The organism is Thiolapillus sp., assembly GCF_048562965.1.
Taxonomy (GTDB): domain Bacteria; phylum Pseudomonadota; class Gammaproteobacteria; order Chromatiales; family Chromatiaceae; genus Thiolapillus; species Thiolapillus brandeum_A.
The window spans coordinates 1-3,791 of sequence record NZ_JBHNMF010000324.1 but is presented as its reverse complement, the minus strand read 5'-3'; the positions used below and the strand labels follow the sequence as shown (position 1 = coordinate 3,791).

Sequence of the window (3,791 nt, the reverse complement as noted above, 5' to 3'; positions counted from 1 at the left end):
GCGTTCGGAGGCCTACTTTGTTTTCCCTCTGGCGCAAGGCACGCCGGGAAAACAGTGCGGCCTCGCGGCTACTGGGGTCTACCAGCCTTCGCTTCGCTCTCCATGGCTGGCAGCGGTTGTCGTTACCCACATACTGCAGCTGCAGTTGCAGCCCGAAGAAAGGATATTCCGCAAGGGAACTGTTGATGGGCCAGAAGACTTCTGCCCGGTCTGACCAGTAATCCCGCAGTCTGCCGAGATTGTCACGGACATAGAGAATACCGGTGGCGCCGGGACCGCATTGCCACTTGTGGCCGGATCCGGCATAGAAGTCACAGTCCATGTCGTGAAAATCGAGCTCGATCATACCGATGGCATGGGCACCGTCGATCAGCGTGGGAATACCATTGGGTACAGCCACTTCCCGACAGATGCGTTTCGCGGGAAGGCGGACACCGGTTTTGTAGGTGATATGAGAAAACACGATCAGGCGTGTTGCCGGAGACACAGCATTTGCGAAGGCATCCACATAAGCCTGCTCCGTCGCATCCAGCACGGGAATTTCCACCTTTGTCAGGGTAACGCCAAAACGCTGCTGCAACACGTGCAGGGGTGAAGTGCCGGCCACATGCTCATGATGCGTATAGAGCACTTCATCTCCAGGCTGTAGGTTCAGCCCTTCGAGAACCGTACACATGCCATCGGTGGTATTGCGGGTCAGGATGATTTCATGGGTATCGGCACCCATCTGCGGCGCAACCCTTTCAACCAGTTCACTCATGTAAGGCCACCGGCCCCACTCACCCCCCCATGTCCCAGGGATCGCGCGCCACCAGTTTGTTGTAGCGATCGTAGTTGGCTATGACATGCCTTGGCATGGAGCCCGTGGTGCCGATATTCATGTAGGTAGTGCGGGGATCCAGCAGAAACTCGTGGCTGATCCGTTGCCAGAAACCACGTCCTGATCCTCTTGAACCGCGTGAAAAGGGTTCCCGTTTGTCCGCGCCTTTTGCCCAGGCAGGCATCACTGCAGCTGCTGTTCCTCCGGCAGCCGCAGTCCCGGCAAGCCGCAGAAAACGGCGGCGATCCAGTGCTGTGTCTTGTCTGTTTTTTCTTTCGTTTTTCATTTTGTATCCCCTTGGATTGATTACATACTCTGGTCTGCCGACGAAGCGGTCAGACCGTCATATGGTTTCAGACAGGGATACAGGGTGCCTGTGAATCGGCTCACAAACCGGGGATCAAGCGTGTCTTCGGCCTCGTGATAGATTTTGGGACATCCCAGTCCCCAAAATCGACTCGGCCTTTGACAACCTATTTGTGCCCCAGCCGTCCTGGTCACCAAGCACTGCGCAACAACTTCGCAAGCTCGTTGCTGCTCCGTACTTGGCTCCCATATGACTGGACGCCGCGTTCGGAGGCCTACTTTGTTTTCCCTCTGGCGCAAGGCACGCCGGGAAAACAGTGCGGCCTCGCGGCTACTGGGGTCTACCAGCCTTCGCTTCGCTCTCCATGGCTGGCAGCGGACGAAAGCTGCTGAAAAAACCTCCGGAATCCGGACGGTTTGCCGGTAAAAATATATGCCGCGAGGGGACTACGCGATTTCGGCAGGTGTCTTGGCAGAGGTGATGGACAGCGCATGCAATTCATCCGAGGCAATATGCGCCTGAACCGTCGCCAGTACCATGCGATGCCGCTGAATCAGAATCTTTCCCTCGAACGCAGCACTCACGACGGCGGCTTCGAAATGGCGCCCGTCACCGGTGACCTCTACCTCGGCATCCGGCAGGCCGGACCTGATCAGCTCTTCTATTGCACTTGTTTCCATATTTATAGCTCCCGTGTTGCCAGAAACTGCACTTCCGGCCAGCGTTCTTCGGTTAGACTGAGGTTGACCCGGGTAGGGGCGAGGTAGACCAGCTGGTCGTCACCGTCCAGTGCCAGGTTGTCGTGGGCCTTGATCTTGAAACGTTTCATTGTTGCTTCATCATCACACTGCACCCAGCGTGCCGTATAGACATTGATGGGTTCGACGATGGCTTCCACACCATATTCGGACTTGAGCCTTGCAGCAGCCACTTCAAACTGCAATACACCGACGGCACCCAGGATCAGATCATTGTTGCGCAGGGGGCGGAACACCTGTGTCGCCCCTTCTTCACACAGTTGCAGCACGCCTTTCTGCAGGGCCTTCATTTTCAGAGGGTCTTTCAGCACCACGCGGCGGAACAGTTCCGGCGCAAAGTATGGCACACCCTCGTATTTCAAATCCTCACCTTCGGTGAAGGTGTCGCCGATCTGTATGGTGCCATGATTGTGCAGGCCGATGATATCACCGGGAAAAGCCTCTTCCACCTGGCGGCGGGCATCTGCCTGGAAGGTAATGGCATTGGACACCTGCACGGTCTTGCTGATGCGCACGTGTTTCATCTTCATGCCCTTGCGGTAACTGCCGGAACAGACACGCAGGAAAGCAATGCGGTCCCTGTGGGCCGGGTCCATGTTGGCCTGTATCTTGAACACGAAACCGGTAAATTTCTCTTCGCCCGGATCGACCATGCGTTGCAGGGTGCTGCGCGGCTGGGGCGGAGGCGCATATTCTACAAAAGCATCCAGCAGCTCCCGCACGCCAAAGTTGTTGATGGCAGAGCCGAAGAACACCGGCGTCTGCTCACCGCGCAGATAGGCATCCAGATCCAGTTCGTGACTGGCGCCACGCACCAGTTCGATCTCTTCCTTGAGTTCTTCCACCTCGTGTTCACCCAGCACGTCGATGAGTTCGGGGTTGTCCAGCCCTGTGATGGTCTTGCCTTCCAGCACATGATCGCCGTGGGAAGCACTGAACAAATGCGTCGTTTCCGTACGCAGGTCGATAACGCCTTTCAGGCGCTTGCCCATGCCGATAGGCCAGGTCACCGGCGAACAGGCGATGCCCAGCACTTCCTCGATCTCGTCCAGAATCTCGATGGGGTCGCGCCCTTCCCTGTCCAGTTTGTTGACAAAGGTGAGGATGGGCGTGTCGCGCATACGGCACACTTCCATGAGCTTGATGGTACGCGCCTCGACGCCCTTGGCCACGTCGATGACCATCAGCGCCGAGTCCACCGCAGTCAGGGTACGATAGGTATCTTCGGAGAAATCCTCGTGTCCCGGCGTATCCAGCAGGTTGACGATGCGGTCTTTGTAGGGAAACTGCATCACGGAAGACGTTACCGAAATACCCCGTTCTTTCTCCATTTCCATCCAGTCGGAAGTGGCGTGACGCGCCGCCTTGCGCCCTTTGACCGTGCCGGCAAGCTGAATGGCGCCACCAAACAGCAACAGCTTCTCGGTGAGCGTGGTCTTACCCGCATCGGGATGCGAAATGATGGCAAAGGTTCTGCGTTTGCCCAGTTCGCTCGCTATATCGGCCATGGTGATCTCTGTAATTCGAAAGGGCGGGAATTATACCCCATTCGCGGCCATCAGCTTCAACCGCTCCGTATGTTATATTTGAACGAACAACAGCATTTCGGAGGACATTTACAATGAAAAAAATCATTCTTGCCCTGGGCTTACTGAGCATCGGCACCGCCAACGCAGCCAATATCGATCTGGCCAAATCTATCGTCAAAGCAAAATGCCACCTTTGCCATGGCGAGGAAGGCGAGGCATCGAGCGCCATCTATCCCCGTCTGGCCGGGCAGAATCGCAATCAAATACTACCCGCAGAGCGGGTAGTATGATGAAAGCCCCCGGAGGGGGCTATTGTCAGAGTCCCGCCAACCTTAACTGCTCTTGGCGCTTCTCTTCCCGTTCCTGATTCTTTAATG

The 3,791-nt window shown here is 56.4% G+C and carries 6 protein-coding genes; 2 read left to right on the top strand and 4 right to left on the bottom strand.

Going from position 1 to position 3,791, the window contains the following annotated elements:
- Both ACOCD2_RS14145 and ACOCD2_RS14140 read right to left on the bottom strand, forming a co-directional pair.
- Positions 1–760: aminotransferase class V-fold PLP-dependent enzyme (locus ACOCD2_RS14145; protein ID WP_419625745.1), on the bottom strand; the 760-nt coding region annotated here is incomplete at its 3' end.
- Positions 761–779: 19 nt separating this feature from the next.
- On the bottom strand, positions 780–1,106 hold the full coding sequence (locus ACOCD2_RS14140) for a hypothetical protein (protein ID WP_293650238.1): 327 nt from the start codon (positions 1,104–1,106) through the stop codon (positions 780–782).
- A gap of 134 nt (positions 1,107–1,240) precedes the next feature.
- Between ACOCD2_RS14140 and ACOCD2_RS14135 the strand changes: the two genes are divergently transcribed.
- Positions 1,241–1,519: a hypothetical protein gene (locus ACOCD2_RS14135; protein WP_293715148.1), complete on the top strand. Its 279-nt coding sequence runs from the start codon at positions 1,241–1,243 to the stop codon at positions 1,517–1,519.
- A 54-nt stretch (positions 1,520–1,573) separates the two neighbouring features.
- Here ACOCD2_RS14135 and ACOCD2_RS14130 read toward each other — a convergent pair whose 3' ends face one another.
- The gene (locus ACOCD2_RS14130) at positions 1,574–1,807 is read right to left on the bottom strand and encodes a BolA family protein (protein WP_293649792.1); all 234 of its coding nucleotides are present in this window, start codon (positions 1,805–1,807) and stop codon (positions 1,574–1,576) included.
- A 2-nt stretch (positions 1,808–1,809) separates the two neighbouring features.
- Positions 1,810–3,393, bottom strand: a complete 1,584-nt coding sequence (locus tag ACOCD2_RS14125; RefSeq protein WP_293649793.1) for a peptide chain release factor 3 — start codon at positions 3,391–3,393, stop codon at positions 1,810–1,812.
- A gap of 113 nt (positions 3,394–3,506) precedes the next feature.
- Here ACOCD2_RS14125 and ACOCD2_RS14120 point away from each other — a divergent pair, with 113 nt between their 5' ends.
- Positions 3,507–3,704, top strand: a complete 198-nt coding sequence (locus ACOCD2_RS14120; RefSeq protein WP_293649794.1) for a c-type cytochrome — start codon at positions 3,507–3,509, stop codon at positions 3,702–3,704.
- Positions 3,705–3,791 lie beyond the last annotated feature (87 nt).

Coding starts and splice junctions, on each gene's coding strand:
- ACOCD2_RS14130 (WP_293649792.1), bottom strand. CDS start 1,807: ATGGAAACAAGTGCAATAGAAGAGCTGATCAGGTCCGGCCTGCCGGAT.
- ACOCD2_RS14120 (WP_293649794.1), top strand. CDS start 3,507: ATGAAAAAAATCATTCTTGCCCTGGGCTTACTGAGCATCGGCACCGCC.
- ACOCD2_RS14140 (WP_293650238.1), bottom strand. CDS start 1,106: ATGAAAAACGAAAGAAAAAACAGACAAGACACAGCACTGGATCGCCGC.
- ACOCD2_RS14125 (WP_293649793.1), bottom strand. CDS start 3,393: ATGGCCGATATAGCGAGCGAACTGGGCAAACGCAGAACCTTTGCCATC.